20 protein-coding genes and 1 pseudogene are annotated in these 17224 nt (G+C 61.4%); 14 read left to right on the top strand and 7 right to left on the bottom strand.

Annotation, left to right across the window (positions count from 1 at the left end):
* Positions 1-34: 34 nt before the first annotated feature.
* Entirely contained in the window at positions 35-1378 is a 1344-nt protein-coding gene (gene tnpC / locus ACSSV4_RS12865) for an IS66 family transposase (RefSeq protein ID WP_454275567.1), read from the top strand.
* On the opposite strand, the gene ACSSV4_RS12860 is transcribed toward tnpC, so the two are convergent.
* Complete coding sequence (locus ACSSV4_RS12860) at positions 1352-3439, bottom strand: recombinase family protein (RefSeq protein ID WP_454275566.1); 2088 nt, start codon at positions 3437-3439, stop codon at positions 1352-1354. The two genes, tnpC and ACSSV4_RS12860, sit on opposite strands and share 27 nt — an antisense overlap.
* 460 nt (positions 3440-3899) lie before the next feature.
* Between ACSSV4_RS12860 and ACSSV4_RS12855 the strand changes: the two are divergent.
* Positions 3900-4109, top strand: a pseudogene (locus tag ACSSV4_RS12855) (transposase domain-containing protein); the annotation flags it as partial.
* A 93-nt stretch (positions 4110-4202) separates the two neighbouring features.
* Here ACSSV4_RS12855 and ACSSV4_RS12850 read toward each other — a convergent pair.
* The 3 genes from ACSSV4_RS12850 to ACSSV4_RS12840 are packed head-to-tail and all read right to left on the bottom strand — an operon-like array spanning position 4203 to position 6531.
* Positions 4203-4616, bottom strand: coding sequence for an NUDIX hydrolase (locus ACSSV4_RS12850; RefSeq protein WP_454275565.1), 414 nt, complete (start codon positions 4614-4616; stop codon positions 4203-4205).
* Positions 4613-5509 carry a DMT family transporter gene (locus tag ACSSV4_RS12845; protein WP_454275564.1) on the bottom strand — a complete coding sequence of 299 codons (897 nt, stop codon included), beginning with the start codon at positions 5507-5509 and terminating at the stop codon, positions 4613-4615. Before ACSSV4_RS12845 ends, ACSSV4_RS12850 begins: the two co-directional genes overlap by 4 nt.
* Entirely contained in the window at positions 5506-6531 is a 1026-nt protein-coding gene (locus ACSSV4_RS12840; protein WP_454275563.1) for a hypothetical protein, read from the bottom strand. Before ACSSV4_RS12840 ends, ACSSV4_RS12845 begins: the two co-directional genes overlap by 4 nt.
* A gap of 12 nt (positions 6532-6543) precedes the next feature.
* Between ACSSV4_RS12840 and ACSSV4_RS12835 the strand changes: the two genes are divergently transcribed.
* On the top strand, positions 6544-7023 hold the full coding sequence (locus ACSSV4_RS12835) for an Lrp/AsnC family transcriptional regulator (RefSeq protein WP_454275562.1): 480 nt from the start codon (positions 6544-6546) through the stop codon (positions 7021-7023).
* 124 nt (positions 7024-7147) lie between these two features.
* On the opposite strand, the gene ACSSV4_RS12830 is transcribed toward ACSSV4_RS12835, so the two are convergent.
* From ACSSV4_RS12830 to ACSSV4_RS12820, 3 genes are all read right to left on the bottom strand, one after another.
* Positions 7148-7387 carry a hypothetical protein gene (locus ACSSV4_RS12830; protein ID WP_454275561.1) on the bottom strand — a complete coding sequence of 80 codons (240 nt, stop codon included), beginning with the start codon at positions 7385-7387 and terminating at the stop codon, positions 7148-7150.
* Between the two features lie 168 nt (positions 7388-7555).
* Entirely contained in the window at positions 7556-7813 is a 258-nt protein-coding gene (locus ACSSV4_RS12825) for a helix-turn-helix domain-containing protein (protein WP_454275560.1), read from the bottom strand.
* A gap of 124 nt (positions 7814-7937) precedes the next feature.
* On the bottom strand, positions 7938-8189 hold the full coding sequence (locus ACSSV4_RS12820) for a hypothetical protein (RefSeq protein WP_454275559.1): 252 nt from the start codon (positions 8187-8189) through the stop codon (positions 7938-7940).
* A gap of 210 nt (positions 8190-8399) precedes the next feature.
* Between ACSSV4_RS12820 and ACSSV4_RS12815 the strand changes: the two genes are divergently transcribed.
* The 11 genes from ACSSV4_RS12815 to ACSSV4_RS12765 are packed head-to-tail and all read left to right on the top strand — an operon-like array spanning position 8400 to position 17221.
* Positions 8400-8768: a hypothetical protein gene (locus ACSSV4_RS12815; protein WP_454275558.1), complete on the top strand. Its 369-nt coding sequence runs from the start codon at positions 8400-8402 to the stop codon at positions 8766-8768.
* 43 nt (positions 8769-8811) lie between these two features.
* Positions 8812-9432 (top strand): lytic transglycosylase domain-containing protein, encoded by a 621-nt coding sequence (locus ACSSV4_RS12810; protein WP_454275557.1) that lies wholly within the window; start codon positions 8812-8814, stop codon positions 9430-9432.
* Positions 9429-9719: a TrbC/VirB2 family protein gene (locus ACSSV4_RS12805; protein WP_454275556.1), complete on the top strand. Its 291-nt coding sequence runs from the start codon at positions 9429-9431 to the stop codon at positions 9717-9719. Before ACSSV4_RS12810 ends, ACSSV4_RS12805 begins: the two co-directional genes overlap by 4 nt.
* 8 nt (positions 9720-9727) lie before the next feature.
* A complete protein-coding gene (locus ACSSV4_RS12800) occupies positions 9728-10006 on the top strand; it encodes a type IV secretion system protein VirB3 (RefSeq protein WP_454275555.1) in 279 nt (92 codons plus the stop codon).
* Positions 9996-12359 carry a VirB4 family type IV secretion/conjugal transfer ATPase gene (locus ACSSV4_RS12795; protein ID WP_454275554.1) on the top strand — a complete coding sequence of 788 codons (2364 nt, stop codon included), beginning with the start codon at positions 9996-9998 and terminating at the stop codon, positions 12357-12359. The genes ACSSV4_RS12800 and ACSSV4_RS12795 overlap by 11 nt, the downstream gene beginning before the upstream one ends.
* Positions 12356-12523 carry a hypothetical protein gene (locus tag ACSSV4_RS12790; protein ID WP_454275553.1) on the top strand — a complete coding sequence of 56 codons (168 nt, stop codon included), beginning with the start codon at positions 12356-12358 and terminating at the stop codon, positions 12521-12523. The genes ACSSV4_RS12795 and ACSSV4_RS12790 overlap by 4 nt, the downstream gene beginning before the upstream one ends.
* A 28-nt stretch (positions 12524-12551) precedes the next feature.
* Positions 12552-13667: a lytic transglycosylase domain-containing protein gene (locus tag ACSSV4_RS12785; RefSeq protein WP_454275581.1), complete on the top strand. Its 1116-nt coding sequence runs from the start codon at positions 12552-12554 to the stop codon at positions 13665-13667.
* Positions 13667-14476, top strand: coding sequence for a type IV secretion system protein (locus ACSSV4_RS12780; RefSeq protein WP_454275552.1), 810 nt, complete (start codon positions 13667-13669; stop codon positions 14474-14476). The genes ACSSV4_RS12785 and ACSSV4_RS12780 overlap by 1 nt, the downstream gene beginning before the upstream one ends.
* Positions 14477-14493: 17 nt before the next feature.
* On the top strand, positions 14494-15147 hold the full coding sequence (locus tag ACSSV4_RS12775; protein WP_454275551.1) for a virB8 family protein: 654 nt from the start codon (positions 14494-14496) through the stop codon (positions 15145-15147).
* A gap of 2 nt (positions 15148-15149) precedes the next feature.
* Entirely contained in the window at positions 15150-15845 is a 696-nt protein-coding gene (locus ACSSV4_RS12770; RefSeq protein ID WP_454275550.1) for a TrbG/VirB9 family P-type conjugative transfer protein, read from the top strand.
* Positions 15842-17221, top strand: coding sequence for a TrbI/VirB10 family protein (locus tag ACSSV4_RS12765; protein WP_454275549.1), 1380 nt, complete (start codon positions 15842-15844; stop codon positions 17219-17221). Before ACSSV4_RS12770 ends, ACSSV4_RS12765 begins: the two co-directional genes overlap by 4 nt.
* Positions 17222-17224: the final 3 nt, after the last annotated feature.

The raw sequence follows: 17224 nt of genomic DNA, 5'->3' as shown, positions 1-17224 counted from the left end.
TTCCTGTCTCAACCTTGTTTTGCTATGATTGGCCATGCTGGACGTGGCCAAATCCCTGCCCGAAGATCCCGAGGAACTACGACGGTTCACGACGCTTCTGCTTGCCGAGGTGAAGTCGCAGGCGATGCTGATAGAGAAGCTGCGTCACCAGCTGGCCGGTCACCGCAGCCATCGCTTTGGCACCTCGTCGGAGACGACCCAACAGCTTCAACTGGCTTTGGAAACCAGTGAGATCTCCGTCGCCAAGATGACCGCGAAGCTGCGGCTTCCGGACGAAGACGAGAAGGACAAGCCGAAGCGCCGTCCCCTCCCGGATCACATCCCGCGCCAGGAGATCGAGCTGACCACCGGCGACGAGGACTGTGCCCATTGCGGTGGCACGCTGCGACGCCTGGGCGAGGATGTGACCGAAGAGCTGGAGTATGTGCCAGGCCGGTTCATCGTAAACCGGATCGTCCGTCCCCGCATGGCCTGTTCCGGTTGCGAAGCCTTCACCCAGGCTGCTTTGCCATCGCGACCGATCGAGCGCGGTCGCCCCGGCCCTGGCCTGCTGGCCCATGTCCTGGTCTCCAAATATGCCGACCATCTGCCGCTCTATCGCCAGAGCCAGATCTTCGAGCGCGAGGGGCTCAACCTCGACCGTTCGACACTGGCCGATTGGGTCGGCAAGTCCACCGCACTGCTGGAACCGCTCGCCGATGCCATCGGGCGGCATGTGCTGGGCGGACAGGCGATCTTCGCGGATGACACCCCGGTCAAGATGCTGGCGCCCGGCACTGGCAAGACGGCGACAGCGCGTCTCTGGGCCTATGGTCGGGACGAGCGGCCCTGGAATGGCGATGATCCACCCGACAGCTGGTATTGCTTCTCGCCCGACCGGAAGGGAGAGCATCCGAAGGATCATCTGGCAGGCTATCAAGGCTGGATGCACGCCGACGGCTACGCCGGGTTCGAGAACATTTACCGGTCAGGCGACATCCACGAGGTCGCCTGCATGGCCCATGTCCGGCGCAAGTTCGTCGACGTCCACAGGGCCCAGGGATCGGCCATCGCCGACGAGGCCATTCGGCGCATCGCGCAGCTCTATGCCGTCGAGAAGGAGGCGCGGGGATTGCCGCCGGACCGGCGTGTCGAGATCCGCCAAGCAAGATCTGCGCCGATCTTCGACGGGTTGGAGAGCTGGCTGCACGACCAACTGCCAACGATCTCAGGCAAGTCGCCGCTGGCCATGGCGATCCGATATGGACTGACGCGCATGAAGCGGCTGCGGCCCTATCTGGACCACGGCTTCCTCGAACTGGACAACAACACGGCCGAGCGCGCCATGCGGTCAGTGGCCGTTGGTTGCTCATTATGCACCCCCTTCGTAAGTGTTTGAAAACATTGAAAGCTGGTCGTCGAACTCAGCGCGACACGGGCGTCCTTTTCGTTCGAGAGCGGTTTTAACGTTATCCGAATGCAGGTCAGTTGTCCGTATTTGGTATGGTGCGCCATCGACCACCTGATTTGCAGGCAGAATACCGTCCTTTATCAGCTTGCGGATGACGTGATTGGTAACACCGAGCTCTTTCGCAGCCTCGGTCATAGTGCGCCACGGGCTGTCCTTATCTGCAGACATGTATCCGTGAATGTCATTCACACGCCGGATGGATGAAACGCGTTTCGCATTCCAGGTCTTGCCCTGACCGGTCGGCATGCCCATGCGGTTGAGACAGGCCGCGATCGCCTCATCGGACCAGCGTCCCGCCATCTCGCGGATAATCCCCAAAGCCTCGGCACTGGTTCGAGCATTGTGTTCTCCGGTCTTCGGCTTCTTGACGCGCAATTCGGTATGCCGGCCGCCTTTCCAATGGACGACCAAAACGATTTCCCCTGTATCGTCGTCGATGTCCGCTACAATGTCTTCGATCAGTGTCCTGATCAATCGTTGCTTGTCGCGCATGGATGTCGCCGGAGCTGTCCAGGCGGTCTCAAGGTCCTGCGCCAGCCCTTCAAGGCGCGTGACATCTACCTCTGGTGCCGCTGCGATATCCGTATCGAGACGCTGCTCGAAACTGCGAACGCGCCCCAAGGCTTCTTCCCATCGTTTCTCCAGCTCTGATGCGATAAGGCGGTTATCCGGGTCACAGGCGGCATAGCGTCGTTCCGCCAAGGATGCATCGTACCGGGCTTGCTGCAACTCCATCTCGAGCACCAACCGCCTGTCTTCGGTAGCTTGTTTCAACATGGCACGTGCCTCGATGGCGGCATCGATGGCAAATGGCGCCACAGCCTCAAGAACGGCATCTGCAATGAGCTTGTCGGGCCGGAACCCACCGAAGGTGATGCAGCGTTTCTGCCCGAGTAGGAGGTTTGGATTGTCGCAGCGGTAGACGGGGCGTGGAGTGCGGCCTGTATAGACCACATGCAACCGCCGTCCGCATCTCGCACAACAGAGGAGACCGGCAAGGAGCGCACCACCGCCGCGACCAGACTTGACCCCGCCAGCACGTCCGAAAGCGTTCTTGGCCAGCTGCGCCTGATTGCGTTCATATTCCTCCCAATCGATGTAACCGACATGGTGGTCTCTTATGACCACATCCCAGTCTTCGGGGGACTTGCGGTTCTTGTAGGTGACATGCGCGCGACCGTCCCGGATTTTTGCTTGCCGCCCGGTTTTACCATAGGCGTAGACCCCGGCATAAAACATGTTCTTCAACACGCTGATCACGTTACGGTAGCGAATGGGTTGCCATTCGAAACTTGTCAGCCGAATGCCATCTGAGGGTCTGGGAAAATGAATACCTTCGCTCGACATGGATAGAAGAACCTGCCGAGCGCTTCCAAGCTCGCGGAACCGGCAGAAGATCTGCCGGATGACCTCCTGGATGCGGAGATCGGGATCGAACATTACCCCGGCGTCGCGATCCCACAGGTAGCCGATCGGCGGCGTATACCGCAGTTCGCCTCGGCGCGCTTTTGCTCTTGCGGCTTCAACCATCCGCGTGCGTAGAACGCCGAGTTCGAACTCGCTGATGCTGCCCTTCATGCCAAGAAGCAGCCGGTCATTTGGATGGCGCGGGTCGTAGACGCCGTCATGGTCCACGACACGCGCATCTACCAGGCCGCAAAGCTCCAGCATGTGGTGCCAGTCCCGCCCATTGCGGGCCAGGCGCGACACTTCCAGGCAGAATACCGCGCCGATCGACCCCGAACACAGCATGGCGACAAGCCGTTCGAAACCGGGCCGGGCCTGGCAGCCGCTGGCTGATACGCCAAGATCGTCGTCGATGACATCGATCCCGGCAAAGCCATACCCGCGGGCCATCTCCACAAGATCGTATTGTCGGCGCTGGCTCTCGAGGTTCGTCATGACCTGACTCTGCGTCGACTGACGCACATAGATCAACGCCTGACGCTTGAGCAGCTCGGGCGGAAAGGTGAGGGCCATGTCATTCATCGCAGCACCCTCCCGGAACGGATTTTGCCGCGGTCAGGAGCACTTGCGCCAGCGCAGTCACGATCGCTCGGTATTCTGGTTCCGTCAGCAATGGTGCCGGTGCCAACGGCAGTGGCAATTGGGTTGGTGTCGGGGATCTGTGATGCGTCATTCGGGGCCTCCATGGGTGAGTCGTCACCCTTGAACCCTCGCCGGAAACCGAGGTGCTGGAGAACCGAATGAAGTTCGAAAAGCGCCTCCGTGGACACTACGGGTTCGCCAAGCTCGAAACTCTGACATACTGAAGCATCCAGAATCCAGGCGGGTGCAAGGATCGCAATACCTGGATCGCGCTCGAGACCGACATGTTGGCCATCACCGCGATTGAGGGTCCTGAAAACCTTCACGTCCGCGCCAAAATAGGCATGCCATCGATAATGAACCCGATAAACCTGCCCGACATGGGCAGAATGAATGGGAACTGGCCATCGGACGCAAGAACTACCTGTTCGTCGGATCGCAGACCGGCGGCCGCGCCGCCGCCATCGCCTACACCCTGATCGAGACCGCCAAGCTGAATGGTGTGGACCCGCAGAGATGGCTCGCCGATACGCTGGCCTGCATCCCCGACTACAAGATCACCCGCGTAGATGATCTCCTGCCTTGGCACTGGTCGAATAAGGCGGCCTGACCGGACGCTTACGAAATTCCGGTCGCTCACAAAGGATTAACAGGTTAGATGTGGACTTTGTGGACGTTCGCTGCTGCGGCGCCAATGACCGCGTCAGAACGTAGCCATTTTCACAACCAGATCGACGTGCGGGCTACAGTCCAGTTTTCCGTCGAGTACATCGGCAACGTCCCACCACCGCGCATCGCTCACATCGTCCTGCGCTATAAGATTGCCCGAGCAGTAGTCACAAAGAACCGCCGCCAGCAGAAAATGAAAGCGGATTGACCCATCTCTGTCCCGGTCAACTACGTCCACATTCGTCAGGTAGCGAACGGGATGGCTGGCCACGCCCGTCTCTTCGTATAGCTCACGCGCCGCCGCCTCCATCGCGGTTTCACCGAGTTCTACATGCCCCCCGGGAAAGCCCCAGAGACCGGCATCCGGCTCGTTACGCCGTTTGACGAGAAGCACCTGATCGTCTCTCAACAAGACCGCAAGAGCGGCGAGCTTTGGATACTGCGTCATGTGGCCCGCCTTTCCGCACCCGGAAGCGACAGGAACCCGGCCAGAACGATGACGACGATACCGGCCAGCGACAGGGCGTCCGGCAGTTCCGCAAAGAACAAGCTACCCCAGAACAGGCTGAACACGAGATAGCTGTAATCGAACGCAGCCACCGTCGCGGGCGGGCCGTTCTGGTAGGCGATGGCGGCACCCACACTGCCGATGAGGGTCACTGCCGAGAGTGCCGCGACGGTCCCGATAAGCGCGAAATCCAGGCTTTGCCACGGCCCGAAGATAAAAGAGCCCTCCTGCCCGGCGAAAAGGCCCAGACCGGCTCCGGCGACGATGAACGCGATGTTGAGCGCCAGCGCCAGCGCGAACGGATCGTCGTCACGGCACTTGAGCGAGGTCAGTACCATTGCACAGGCATAGAGAAACGCGGCCAGCACCGGCAGAAGGCCGGAGATTTGAAACCCGGAGGTGTCCGGGCGCAAAATCAGCACCACACCCGCAAAGCCCAGACAGACCGCCAATAAGACACGCAACGGAGGCTGCCGCCGGGCCAAAAGGGTTGTGAGAACGGTAATCAGGATGGGCGAGGTGTAGTAGGACGCCGCCGCCAGCGAGAGCGGCATGAGTGGCAGGGCGGAATAGTAGCAGAGCCACATCGCGACCAGCAGCGCACTCCGCACCACCACCCAGACCAACGAACCGACTGCGCGCGGGCCGCTCCGCCGGGCCAACAACCACAGGACCGGCAAGACCAGAGCCGACCGCAGGACATACATCTGCCAGAGCGGCAGCTCCAAAGATGTCGCTTTTATGATCGCATCGCCAAGTGACAGCGCCAGAACCGCGATGATGACGGCGATGACCGCAAAACCCGTGCGATAGACTGGTCCAATGTCCGTCATGTTCGCGCTGCCTTTCCATTAGAGCGCCTGGCCCCTCCATAGGCCGCGAAAACCGCGCCCGCGAAGTAGATCATGAGACCTGTCAGTGTCGCAGGAGCGTAGTCCACGCGACCTTCAACGATCTGGAACAGAAAGACAAACAGCGGCCCAAGCGCAGTGATCGCAGCCAGTGTCAGGGTGGACATCAGCGAGATCGCCTTTTGCATAGCAAAGACAGGAAAGGCCATGATCGCAAAGCCGATCAGCACGACAACAAACAGCCCGCCCGGATCGACCGGGCCTTTTTCATCGAGACCGAGCCATGCAGACACCAGAGCAACCACTACATAAAGCGGAAAGCGAAGCCCGTATTGCGCGACCGACGCGACGCCAAGACGGTCGAGCCGCTGGCTGTAGATCATCATGGCCGCAAGGCTGACCGCTGACACGCAGGTTAGAAGCAACCCGGCCAAAGCGACCGTCCAGCCGCCACGCACGAAGCCGGATTGCCCAAGCAGGGTGATCGCCGCGAGAAAGCCCATGCCGATCACGACCACGCCGAGGCCCAAGCCTTCGGTGCGGCTCCGCAACCGCGCGGCTTCTGGCACACCGAATGCCGCTGCGACGAGTATGGAAACCGGGATCAGGCCAGAGAAGATCGTAAAGACGATCGCCGGTTCGATCATTTGCAGCGCGAAGAAATAGGCGACCCAGACGAAAACCGTCGAAAGGTTCAGCCCGAGCAGGCTGGCAGGGTTCGCCCGGGCCGTGACCAATTGGCCTGGCGTGCGGACACCCGCCCAGATCAGCGTCCCTGCCGCCGTTACACCAAACACCGCCGCGCCGATCAGGAAGGAATCGTAGTCCTGGAAGACGCCCCCGAAAAAGCCAGCCTGTGCAGCTTCGAGGATGACGAAAGAGAAGGCCCAGATCAGGCCGAAATGTGCAGAGTTCATAGTCACCAGCTCCTTTTTCAGCCCTGATACGGCGAAACTGATGGCAAAGGTGGTCAAATTAACCGAATATTCGGCGAATTGGACCACGGGAAACAGACGATGGATGATTTGGACCTTCGCATTATCACCGCCCTTCAAACGGACGGCACACTCACCAAGGCGAAGTTGGCGGAGGCCGTCGGCTCGACTCCCTCTACCTGCCTACGCCGCGTGGCCGATCTCCTTCGGAGTGGTGTTTTGACCGGCTGCGTCTATCTGGCCGATCCCTCCAAGCTCGGGCGTGGCATCCGCGCCATCATCACGGTTACGACGCGCGATCACACCAAGGACCGGCGAACCGGCTTCGCGGCGCGAATTTCAAAGGAAGCGGCGATCACCGAAGCCTATGGCGTAACAGGTGACCTCGATGCCGTGCTGATCGGGCACTTCACCGACATGGAGGAATATCAGGCACTGTGCGACCGGCTGTTCGACAGCGACCTTGAGGTGGTGCGCTATACGACCCTCTTCGCGGTCGAGACTTACAAAGAGACAACTGCGATCCCGCCTTCAAGTTCAGTAGGGCTCGCAAAGAGCTGACCTTCGATGCGATGCAGAGTCTTGAAGGTGTGCGTTCAACCGTCATTCGTCGCAGACACTCTCAGAGTCAACTCTGCCCGAGGCACCGCTTTATGAAAAGATATCCTCGATTGGCTTCGACCTGTTATGACTGATCCTGCCAGCTGGCGAGCGTCGGAGTTTCGGCCAATCCACCGAAGTCGATTTCTCGCTTTTCAGCGTCACTGAGATCAGGCCGACACTTTGAAACCAGCTGCGGGCCGTTGACGTCCCACATTACCGCCAGCGCGCCCGTATTCCAGCGATACACCCAACCGACAACGCTACACCCATCCGTCCCGATCAAATTCGCTATCGCGACGCCTTCGATCTCATCTTCGTTCACTGTTTACTAACTTCCTACAATTCGGCGTTGTGGACAGCAGCCTGGATCTCAAATCGCTTGCTGCAACCGCATGCCGAGCCTCGTTAATATCGGTTACTGTTCGCCCTCGTGGTAACGACCTTCGCACGGCATGAATTCAGCTCCCGCGTTCTCAATCAATTAAATGCTTCAAATCCTGTGGTCGGGCTCCGTGGCGGCTTCGACGATCGCCAGAACCTCGAACGGGTCAAAGCCGATGGCACGCGCCAGAACGACCAGTTCGACGACGTCGACCCGGCGCTGACCGCTTTCAAGACGGGCAATAAGGGATTGGTGGCATCTGAGCCTGTCCGCCAAGTCTTTCTGACCAAGGCCCGCTTTGACACGCGCGTCGACCAACGCCTGACAGAGTGCCACCTGTCCCCTGCTTCTGATTGTATTTGCCACGCGTCACATACCTTTTGTGACGTCGCTAGCGGATGAAATCCGTTATCTAAAAAGTAGATATTTGGGGGTGTTATCGGCGTCCTGTTTTCATGGGGTGCAAGTCTGATGCATCCCTCGTGACCCATCAATCCCCCACCAGCTGCAGAAATCGGCCATAGTCCTCGCTGACTTCGCGCGCTTCCTCGAAGGCGCGGGCGCGTTCGCTGTCGAGGCAACGGAAGTAGCTCTGGATATCCTGGATGTAGCCTTCGAAATCGCCACGGATGATGTCCGCATAGTCACGGGCCGCTTGCGAATCGCTTGGCAGGAAGGGCCGGGGCGGTGCGAGGCAGGATTCCGTGAAACCCGGCCCGGGGGCGCAGATCAGAAGGGCCAAAGCTTGCAATGGGAGCAGGCCTGTCAACCTTGGGTTTCTCAAACCTGTTATCTCCTTGATCGTGGGCATTGGCCGTGACTAGTGTTTGGGTAACCAAACTACAGCCAAAGCACGATATTACATCTTGCGGTTGATAATATACTATCGTAACTCTGGGCTTCAAGTGGGAATGCCCAGGGTCGCGCCATTGGAGAAAGCGTGAGCCGGGCCATGAACTGGGACATCGAAGCACCAAATGTGGTTACGGAAGCCAGGTTCCGCGAGCTCGTGGAAAGCGGCTATAGCGCAGAAATCCTGTGCCAGGAGTCGGCACATAAGAAAGGCCCCAGCTATTACGGGGTCTGGATCATGCGCGTTGTCTCTGATGACGGGGTGGAAAAGCTCCTCGTCACCGCCCGCACGCGGACGACCTACAACGATATCAAGATCCGCGAGTTCAAGACGATCTCCGGCGTGGTGTCTTTCTTCATTGGCCTTGGCTTTGCGCATGTCGACCTGCCGCTTAAGGCGGGTACAAGCCGCACGCATAAACTCGCCCCGCCAGACAAAGCCCCATCAGACAAGGGCGCTGACAACTAACCTCGTCTGTCTCTGGCTGGTCGCAGCACCTGCCTCAGCGCAAATGGTCCTGATCATGGAGAGCGACGGCTCTCTGACCCCGTCCCGGTCTCAGAGCGGTTTTGCCCGGAACTACAATGACGGCGTTGGTCAGGGATCGGCCTCCGATGGTTTGGCCATTCTTGGTGAGACTGAGGCAGCTTCCGAGCCTGACGCACTGAGGTTTGCGGCACTCGCCCAGCCAGCACCCCTGCCCCGCGCTGACGTTCTCCTGGGCATCGAGGCAACGGCCCTGCGCTATGCCAGCCATCCCGGTTTGCGCCGCGCAGAGCTCTCCGTGAGGGATTGGCTGGCTCTCTATCGGGCCAATATCGAGGTCGAAAGCGCCTACCGGCAGGATGCGATTTCAAGTGCAGGTGCCATTGGCCTTGGTCAATTGATGCCAGCGACGGCGCGTGATCTCGACGTCGATCCGCGTGACCCGCTGCAGAACCTCGACGGTTCCGCCCGCTACCTCGCGATGATGTTGGAGCGCTTTGGCGATCCGCGCCTGGCGCTGGCGGCCTACAACGCGGGGCCAGACGCAGTGCGCCAACACGGTGGCATTCCCCCTTACCGAGAAACCCAGAACCACGTGGCCCGCGTCCTGGCCGTCGTGGCCCGATTGGAAGGATCAAATTCATGAGACAGATTTCAAACCTCTTTGTCGCCTCGCTGGCGCTATTCCTGCTCATTGCCGAACCCGCCCTTGCGCAGAGCATCGATCTCTCCCCGATCCAGAGCTTGTTGCAGGGCATTGTCGATGCGCTGACCGGCCCGCTTGGCGTCGTCATCGCCACACTCGCGGTCCTCGGCGTTTTCTTGAGCTGGTTCTTCAACATCATCGATCTGCGCCAAGCGCTTTGGGTCCTCGTAGGGATCGCTGGTGTCGCGGCCGCCCCCACCATCGTTGCCGCGGTCTTTGCCAGCTGAGGTTTTCCATGGCTGAACGCTCGCCCCTCTTCCTGGGTCTCGTGCGCCCGCCCAAGCTTTTGGGCCTGCCCATCATGTATGCGATGGTCTGGCTCTTCGGCTCAGTACTCTTGTTCGTCTGGGTCCAGCACATCGCGGTGCTGGCTGTCGCCACCCTACTCTATCCAGTGCTGTGGAAGGCCGCGGATTGGGACCCGCGTTTCATCGACGTAATGATGACGGCGCTGCAGGAGACACCGCCCACGCGCAACCGCAGCATCCATGGCGGGGACAGCTATGCCCCGTGATGAAGCGCTCGACCTCCGCACAATGACGCCAGACTGGTATGCGCGCGAGACCCGCCTCGCGCATATGCTGCCCTATGTGAGCCTCGTCGATGACCAGACCGTGCGCACCCGGGTGAACGAGCTCTTTCGGTGCATACGGCTCGAGGGGATCAACAGCTACACGACGGATGATGCCTATCTCGACAAGGTGACAGCGCTTTTTGCCCGCATCGTCGCGCAACTTGGGCCGGAATTCAGCTATTACGTCCACAAGGTCTCCAAGGCGATCAAACCGAATCTGGACCCCATTCGGGAGGACAGCTTCGCAGGAGAGGTCGACCGGCGCTGGCGCGCGAAACTCGAGACCAGCGGGCTGCGCGACAAGACGCTGACGCTCACCGTCATTCACCGCCCACCCCCGAAAAGCCTCTTGCCGTTCCTCAGCCGCAGCGCGCCGGACCGTCTGAGAGAGGAGACCCGCAAACGCCTGCAGCGCCTTGGCGAGGCCGTGAACGTCTTCCTCTCGGGCCTCACAGAGCTCAAACCGCGCCTGCTGTCGGCTGCATCGGGGGAATTGGTGGGGTTTCTGGGCGCGCTGAACACGGGCACCGAGCTGCCGCTCTACCCTGCAAACATCTACGGCTTTTTGTCCGTCAACGTCGCCAATACCCGCGTGACGTTCCACGGCGATCATTTCGAACTCTCGGAAGGCGTCGTGGGCCATCGCTACGGCAAGAGCTTCACCATCGGGGAATACTCGGAAGGCACCTCCTGCACCATGTTCGACATGCTGAACCTACCGGTCGACATGATCGTCACCCACTCCTTCACGCCGATCAATTCGAACCTCATGGCGGGCCGTATCAAGCGGCAAAAGCGGCAGATGCAGGCGAGCCAGGACGCGGCCCTCTCGCTCATGGAAGCCCTCGATATCGCCGCCGATGATCTCGAGGCCAAGCGCCAAAGCTTCGGCGAACACCATATGGTCGTGACGCTCTTCTGCGACACGCTCGAAGAGCTGCAAACCCTAAGCGCGGAGATCGTAAACGCCGCCGCGACCGAAGGCGTGAAGATGATCGGCGAGCGGGTCGCGGCCAAGGCGCATTACCTCAGCCAGCATCCCGGCAACCAGCCCAAGCGCGTCCGCGCCAGCGCCGTCACGAATCGCAACTTCGCGGATTTCGCAGCCTTCCACCGGACGCAGCTCGGTAAACCCGCAGCGCAAACGCCCTGGGGCCGGGTCGTCACATATTTGCCCACGCCGGAGCAGAGCGCCTACCGGTTTTCCTATCACGAGCAAGGCTCGCCCGACAAAGAACCCACCAGCGGGCATACCCTGATCATGGGACGGCCCGGGTCGGGCAAATCCGTGCTCTCGGCCTTCCTGATGACCCAGGCCCGTCGCGCGGGCGCCCGGATCTTCGTCTTCGACTACCGCCTCGGCATGGAAATGGCGGTGCGCGCCAATGGTGGGCGCTACGCCTCCCTGAACGCCGGGAAGCCCACGGGTCTCAACCCGCTTTGGACCGAGACCGATGCGCGCGGCACCGCCTGGCTCTCGGACTGGCTCGCCACACTGCTCTACCGCGCTGACAAGCCGCTCACACCGGCACAGACCAATCGCATCCAGGAAGTCGTGCGCCAGAACGCGCAGGCCACAAACCCGGCCCTGCGGAACTGGCGGGATTTCGCATCGCTTTTTGTGTCCACCGATGATGGCGGCGATCTGCAACAGCGCCTGCTCGAGTGGACCGAAGACGGCCGCTATGGCTGGATCTTCGGGCAGAGCCTCGAGGACACGTTCTCGCTCAAAGGCGATGTGGTGGGCTTCGATCTGACCGGCATTCTCGACAGCGAGGCCGACAAGGAGCGGATGGCGGTTCTCTCCTATCTTTTCCGCCGGGTCGAACGCGAGATCGAGGATCGCCGCCCCACCATCATCGTGATCGACGAGGCCTGGAAGGCCCTCGATAACGCGTATTTCGCCGAACGGCTGTCGAACTGGCTGGTGACCGCGCGCAAGCAGAACACCGTCGCGGTGATGATGACGCAATACGCAAGCCAGCTCGAGCGCACCCGGACCGGCAAGACAATCGTCGAAGCAGTGCCGACGCAGATCCTGCTGCCCAATATCCGCGCGCAGCCTGCGGATTACGCCATGCTGAACCTAACGGAGAAGGAGCTCGACGTCCTTCTCAACACGGGCAGCAACAGCCGTTTGGCGCTGATCCGCGACGATCAGGGCTCGATCGTGGTCGATGCCGATCTCAGTGCTCTCGGGCCCAATCTCACCATCCTTGGCGGCATGGAAAAGGGCGAAGCGCTTGTTGGCACCGATTACCGCGACCGCACGGACTTCTGGAGGTTTTCATGATCCGTATTCTCTTGTCCCTGACCGCACTCGGCCTGCTCGCTTCCTGTGCGCAGTATCGCGAACCGCAGGCCAACTGCTTTTCCTTTCTCGCCTCGACGGCAGCGACAGCCCAGGATTGCCACTTCGCACCGCTCGGCGCGCCGGAGGACGACATTGAAGTCTAGGCTCTCGCATATCCTGGCGCTTTGCCTGATGCCCGGTCTCGCCCTGTCCCAAGGTGTGCCGACCAATGACAGCGGGCTGACCGCGCGCGATATCGTCGAGACCGGCGATCGCGAGGCTGACTTGGCCGTTCAGGCCGACAAGCTTGCCGTGCGCGAACTCATCGCGGAGATCGAGCGCGAACAGCTGGAAACCCTGCAACGCATTCTCGATGCTCAGACCAGCTTCGGGGGGCAAGGCCTGCCCGCGATGGTCTCGGGGCTGGAAAGCGGCAGCGGCGATCCCGACCGCTCGGTGGAAGCCGTCTATGGCACGGGCGAGATTGACCCCAATCCCGGCGGTGAACAGATGTTCGGGGATGCGTCTGAGACCATCGAGCAGCTCATCATCCGCGTGGCTCAGGAGACCAGCGGCTTTGCGGGTGTTGGCCGCGCAGGGCTCTCCCCCGTCCAATGGCGCGCGTTGCTGCAAGCGCTGATCTGGCAGGAAAGCCGGTTCACCATTGGGGCACGGTCTCCCGTCGGCGCCTATGGTCTCACCCAGATCATGCCTGGCACGGCCAGCGATCTCGGCATCAACCCGGAATACTATGACAGCCCCTACCTGCAGGTGCATGGCGGCGCGCGCTATCTCGCGACCCAACTCAACACATTCGATGGCAACATCATCAACGCGCTCGCGGCCTATAACGCCGGACCCGGCCGGGTTTTCGAGTATGGCGGCGTGCCACCCTTCCGCGAGACCCAGCACTACGTGTCGGTCATCCCTGAACGCTACAATCTCTATCTAAGCCGTATCGGCGGGATCGATGCGCTTGGCACGATCGACCCCGCGCTTCTGGCCAATGCCAACCTCTCGCTCACGGGTCATGGGGCGGCCTTTTATGGCAGCAACTCACCAGCCGCGATCCGCCAAGCCGCCCTGCGCATTTCCGACATCGTCGAACGGATTTCCGAGACTGAAGACGTGCAGGAAAGCATCGCACTCAACACCTATGCCCGCGCCGAACTCGTGCGCCTCGTCGCTGCACGCATCCGGCTTCAGGCGGCACGCACCCGCGTCCTTTCTGCCGAGGAGCTGGCCCAGGCCAGCGCCCGCATGGCCGAAGGCGCGTTCATGGATTTTACGATCAGGGAGATTGAATGATGGGACATTTGCTCGTGAGGACGGCCTTGGCCACGACACTTGGCGTTGGCTTGCAGTTCAGCGCCCTACCCCCTGCCGCAGCACAAGGTGTACCGGTCGTCGACACCCAGAACATCGCGCAAAACATCCAGCAGCTGCGGCAGATGATCGAAGACGAGATCCTGCAAAACGAGCAACTGACGCAGCTCCGCGAACAGCTCGGCCTTCTCACGGATCAACTTGGCGAATTGCAGCGCACCTACGAGGCCCTCACCCGACTTGCCGAGCTTCCCGAAATCATCCGCACCGAGATGGAAGACGAACTCAATGGCCTGCTCGACCAGGAGTTCGGCGACATCCTCACCACGATTGAGGCGATCAAGACTGGGGATTTCTCGGGCCTCTTGGGCTCCGGCGCAGGCGAAATCGAAACCCAGATGGACCGGGTGCTGGCCGATCTCGGCTTCGATGAAGACACGCTCTCGGAAATGGCCACCAGCGGCAATCCCGGGGCCAACCGCGTGGCGACGCAGGCCACAACCGGCGCACTCGTCTCAGCCGCTGCCCAGAACAGCTATGAAGATGCCGGCCAATCGCTCGAGCGGGTAGACCGCCTCGTCGGGCTCATCGACGACATGGAAGAACTCAAGCAAAGCGTCGATCTCAACACGCGCGTGACAGCAGAATTGGCCATCGCCCTCGTGGCGATGTGGCAACTGGAAGCAATTCAAACCGTGGGTGACGGCACCGGCGGCGTGATCGATGCCGCCACCATCGCCGAAGAGCAGCGCTTCATGGATTTCACCTTGCCAGACCTCCGGGCAGACTGATCGTGGGGGCATGACGGGTGGCGACTGAACAAGAAATCATCGAGGAAGAACTGGTCTACGGTGCCCTGCGCCGCGAACGGCTCTGGCAACGCCTTGCCCTGATGGGCCTTGTTTTCGGTATCATCGGCTGTCTGAGTGCCGCGGCTGTCTCGATCCTCGATGTCGATCCGCCCCCCGTCGTTGTCCCCTATGATCCCGCCACCGGCTTTGCACTCCCCGAGGCGTCGGTGGGCGCGACTTCGGTGACCGCCAACCAGGCGATCATCGAGGCAGAAGTCTTCCGCTATGTGACCGACCGGGAGGTCTACAACCAGCTCGATAACGATCTGCGCATCCGCAGCGTCCTGCGCCGCTCGGACGGGGCCGCCGAGAGCGGGCTGCGCCAGATCTGGAACAGCGCAAATGAGGACTATCCGCCGACCGTCTATGGCCCCAATGCCCGGCTCGACGTGGAAATCCTCAGCATCAGTCGCATCGGCACCAACCGCGCCACGGTGCGCCTGCGCAAGCGTCTGACATCATTGGGCGGCACCCAGACCGGGCTCTTCACCGCCACGCTTCTCTTCGAGTTCCGTCCCGAGACCCGCCGGTCCATCGACGAGGTCTGGACCAACCCCTTCGGCTTCACGGTCCTCGAATATTCCATCCGCTCCGACAGATTGGAGAACTGACGTTGTTGTTTATAAGATTGCTTATTTTTGTCATTGCCCTGTTGCCCGGCCTCGCCTCTGCCGAAGCCATCCCGCGTGGCGGTCCCAACGACAGCCGAGTGCGCTTGGCCACCTACCAGGTGGGTCAGGTCTACCGTCTCAACGTGTCGCTCACCCATGTCACCACGGTCGAATTCGGGGAGGGCGAAAGCATCCGCTCGATCATCGCGGGCGACACGGAAGGGTTTGAGATCGATGGCGTGCCCGGTGGTCAGGCATTTGCAATCAAGCCCGTCGCGCGCGGCGTCCATACCAATGTGACGGTCTACACGAACAGGCGAAGCTACTATTTCAACGTCGAGGAGCTCCGCAGCCCGACCTTCTACGTGGTGCAGTTCCGCTATCCGGACGACGCTGCGCGCCCGACCCGGGCCATCGCCGCCCAAGCGCCAAACTACAATTACGGTGCCAGCGCGCGGACCGAGTTTACGCCAACCCGCATCTGGGATGACGGGACGTTCACGTATTTCGCGTTTCCGAGAAACGCACCTGTGCCAGCGATCTTCCGCTACGCGGGCGGCCGTGAACGCACGGTCAACACGCAAACCCCTGAAGACGGCGTGATCCGCGTCAGCGGCGTGAACCGCCAATGGGTCCTGCGACTTGGCGAAGAAGTGGTCTGCATCGAGGCGATCCCGCCCGCGGAGGTGGCCTCATGAGCGATACCGAGAACACCGAGCTGGAAAGGCGCCTCGCCGCCCTTGAGAAAGGCAGTGCCCGCGCGCCCATAGCGGCGCAGCGCCGGTCGCCCCTTCTCGCGCTGGTCGTGGTCCTCGTCATCGGCGCGGGTGGTGCACTGCTTTATCTCCTCTCACAGCCCGAAGAAGAGGAAGCCTTGCCGACGGCCACGCCGGACGTCTTCCAAAACGAAGGGGATGGCTTTGGCGCTATCGAGACCTTGCCCCCGCCCGAGCCCGAGGTTGTGTTCGTCGGACCAGACCCCGTCGAGCCCAACGCAGAGCTTCTGGCACAGATCACCGCCCTGCAGGCCCAGATCGAGGAGCTGCGCAACGCCCCCGAACCGGTCGTGGAGGAAGACACCGCCGCCGCGGAGGCGATCGACGCGCTGACCGCTCAAATCGCGGCGCTGCAAGCTGCCTCGGAAGCAGCGCAGCAACGATTTCAGGACGAACTGACGGCGCGGGATCGAAGTCTTGAACAACTCCGCATGGATCTGGAATTGGCCCAACTCGAGGCCAGCCGACCGCAACCCGCCCCAGCGGGCCCCACGGAAGATGAGCTGCGCGCACGCGAGCAAGAGCGACTGCGCCGCGAGGAAGAAGCCCGGCGCATGGCCGAGCTGGAGCGCCGCGCCGCGGAGGAACGCGCCTTCCAGGAGCGGCGCATCGCCTCGCCCACCATCGCTTTTGGCGGTGCCTCCGGAGCGAATGAAACGGCTCTGACCGAACGCACCTTCGGCGAGGTGACGGATTTCGTGCTGAACGGCGCGCTGCCCTCGACGGTGACGCAGGCTGAGGTGATCGCCAATCCCTCCAACACCATCATCCAGGGCACCATGATCCAGGCCGTCATGGAAACCGCCCTCGACAGCTCCCTGCCCGGCCAGACCCGTGCCGTGGTGTCCGAGGATGTTTACAGCGTCGATGGCGCGCGCCTATTGATCCCGCGCGGATCCCGTCTCATCGGGCGCTATCGCTCGGGCGTCGATATCGCGCAGCGCCGCGTCACGATCGCCTGGGACCGGATCATCCTGCCCGCGGGCCAAACCGTCCAGATCAGCTCCTTCGGGGGCGATGAACTGGGCCGCTCCGGCGTCACCGGCCTCATAGACACGCGCTTTGCCGAGCGTTTCGGGTCGGCCGCCCTGATTTCGCTGATTTCGGCCGCCCCAAGTGCCGCCGCCTCCGAGGTCCAGGATGAGACTGCCGCCGACGTTCTCGAAGACGTGGGCGATGATCTGGCAGATGCCACGGACAGCGTCATTGGCGATTACCTCTCCATCGGCCCCGTCATCTATGTCGACCAGGGCGCCCGCGTCACGGTCATGGTCGACCGCGATCTGGAGATATTCTGAGCC

The sequence above is a fragment of the Roseovarius sp. MBR-154 genome, from assembly GCF_053628595.1.
This window is presented reverse-complemented; position numbering and strand designations above follow the sequence as displayed.

Excerpts from the sequence above, each read along its gene's own strand:
- tnpC (WP_454275567.1), top strand. The coding sequence starts at position 35 with ATGCTGGACGTGGCCAAATCCCTGCCCGAAGATCCCGAGGAACTACGA.
- ACSSV4_RS12860 (WP_454275566.1), bottom strand. The coding sequence starts at position 3,439 with ATGAATGACATGGCCCTCACCTTTCCGCCCGAGCTGCTCAAGCGTCAG.
- ACSSV4_RS12850 (WP_454275565.1), bottom strand. The coding sequence starts at position 4,616 with ATGACGCAGTATCCAAAGCTCGCCGCTCTTGCGGTCTTGTTGAGAGAC.
- ACSSV4_RS12845 (WP_454275564.1), bottom strand. The coding sequence starts at position 5,509 with ATGACGGACATTGGACCAGTCTATCGCACGGGTTTTGCGGTCATCGCC.
- ACSSV4_RS12835 (WP_454275562.1), top strand. The coding sequence starts at position 6,544 with ATGGATGATTTGGACCTTCGCATTATCACCGCCCTTCAAACGGACGGC.
- ACSSV4_RS12815 (WP_454275558.1), top strand. The coding sequence starts at position 8,400 with ATGAACTGGGACATCGAAGCACCAAATGTGGTTACGGAAGCCAGGTTC.
- ACSSV4_RS12810 (WP_454275557.1), top strand. The coding sequence starts at position 8,812 with ATGGTCCTGATCATGGAGAGCGACGGCTCTCTGACCCCGTCCCGGTCT.
- ACSSV4_RS12805 (WP_454275556.1), top strand. The coding sequence starts at position 9,429 with ATGAGACAGATTTCAAACCTCTTTGTCGCCTCGCTGGCGCTATTCCTG.
- ACSSV4_RS12800 (WP_454275555.1), top strand. The coding sequence starts at position 9,728 with ATGGCTGAACGCTCGCCCCTCTTCCTGGGTCTCGTGCGCCCGCCCAAG.
- ACSSV4_RS12795 (WP_454275554.1), top strand. The coding sequence starts at position 9,996 with ATGCCCCGTGATGAAGCGCTCGACCTCCGCACAATGACGCCAGACTGG.
- ACSSV4_RS12790 (WP_454275553.1), top strand. The coding sequence starts at position 12,356 with ATGATCCGTATTCTCTTGTCCCTGACCGCACTCGGCCTGCTCGCTTCC.
- ACSSV4_RS12785 (WP_454275581.1), top strand. The coding sequence starts at position 12,552 with ATGCCCGGTCTCGCCCTGTCCCAAGGTGTGCCGACCAATGACAGCGGG.
- ACSSV4_RS12780 (WP_454275552.1), top strand. The coding sequence starts at position 13,667 with ATGGGACATTTGCTCGTGAGGACGGCCTTGGCCACGACACTTGGCGTT.
- ACSSV4_RS12765 (WP_454275549.1), top strand. The coding sequence starts at position 15,842 with ATGAGCGATACCGAGAACACCGAGCTGGAAAGGCGCCTCGCCGCCCTT.